This window comes from Bacillus sp. GMs2/2, from assembly GCF_050172095.1.
GTDB lineage: Bacteria > Bacillota > Bacilli > Bacillales > Bacillaceae_G > Bacillus_A > Bacillus_A cereus.
In genome coordinates, this window is record NZ_JBNLYE010000674.1 from 1 (window position 1) to 1,368 (window position 1,368).

Here is a 1,368-nt window from a genome sequence, read left to right on the forward strand (position 1 = left end):
CTTCCGATCTTTGTCCGTTTTTAGTTGTTATCACATTATATCACTTCAGTTTTTATTTTAAAAATTTAAAATAAAGACCGATTTGTGTAATAATTCAAATATTGTTCATAATTTCACAAGTTGTTTATGAAGTGTCATGTTATGATGAAGATGTAATGATGATTGAACACTTAAATTTGGTACAATAACTAGCCAAAGTAGTGAAGAAAGTAGTTGTGAGATAAACTCATTAAAATGCTAAAACACTAAAGGGGAGATCACATATGAAAGCAGTAGTGGTTAATAAAAACAGCAAAGCAAACATCGAAGTGATTGACAAAGAATTACGTCCGTTACACTCAGGTGAAGCGTTAGTAGATGTAGAGTATTGTGGAGTTTGCCACACTGATTTACACGTTGCGAATCATGATTTTGGTAACACTGATGGCCGTATTCTTGGCCATGAGGGTGTAGGTATTGTTACGAAAATAGCTGATGATGTTACTTCACTAAAGATAGGTGACCGTGTAAGTATTGCATGGATGTTCCAATCTTGTGGACGTTGTGAATATTGCGTAACTGGTAGAGAAACATTTTGCCGTGAAGTTAAAAACGCTGGTTATTCAGTGGATGGTGGTATGGCTGAACAATGTATCGTTACAGCTGATTATGCGGTAAAAGTACCAGAAGGATTAGATCCTGCTCAAGCATCATCAATTACTTGTGCTGGTGTAACTACATATAAAGCTATTAAAGTATCAGATATTAAACCTAGTCAACCTATTGTAATCTATGGCTGCGGTGGATTAGGTAACTTAGCTATCCAATATGCTAAAAATGTATTTGGTGCAAAGGTAATCGCAGTAGATATTAATGACGACAAATTAGCCTTAGCGAAAGAAGTTGGTGCTGATATGACTATCAATCCAATTTCTCAAGGTCCTGCTGATAAAATTGTGCAAGAGGAGTTTGGTGGCGCTTATGCTGCGGTAGTAACAGCAGTCTCTAAAGTAGCCTTTAACTCAGCAGTTGATGCAGTACGTGCTTGCGGTAAAGTAGTTGCAGTAGGGCTACCAGTAGAAACAATGGACTTAAACATCCCACGACTTGTACTGGATGGAATTGAAGTAGTTGGTTCTCTAGTTGGTACTCGTAAAGATTTGGAAGAGGCGTTTATGTTCGGGGCAGAAGGAAAAGTAGTGCCAGTTGTTCAAACTTGTTCTCTAGCTAAAGTACAAAATGTATTCGAAGAAATGGAACAAGGTAGAATTCAAGGGCGTATGGTAATTGATTTTAAAAAACATAATTGTGATTGCAAATAATTCACTTTAAATATAAAAAGCATGAGTCTAGCAAATACATGTAAAAAAGTTAGACAGCATAAGAAGA

At 36.3% G+C, this 1,368-nt stretch carries 1 protein-coding gene; it reads left to right on the plus strand.

Going from position 1 to position 1,368, the window contains the following annotated elements; translation table 11 throughout:
- Positions 1–263: 263 nt before the first annotated feature.
- A complete protein-coding gene (adhP, locus tag ACQGS6_RS28535; RefSeq protein ID WP_098297662.1) occupies positions 264–1,301 on the plus strand; it encodes an alcohol dehydrogenase AdhP in 1,038 nt (345 codons plus the stop codon).
- The last annotated feature ends 67 nt before the right edge of the window (positions 1,302–1,368 follow it).

Excerpts from the sequence above, each read along its gene's own strand:
- adhP (WP_098297662.1), top strand. The coding sequence starts at position 264 with ATGAAAGCAGTAGTGGTTAATAAAAACAGCAAAGCAAACATCGAAGTG.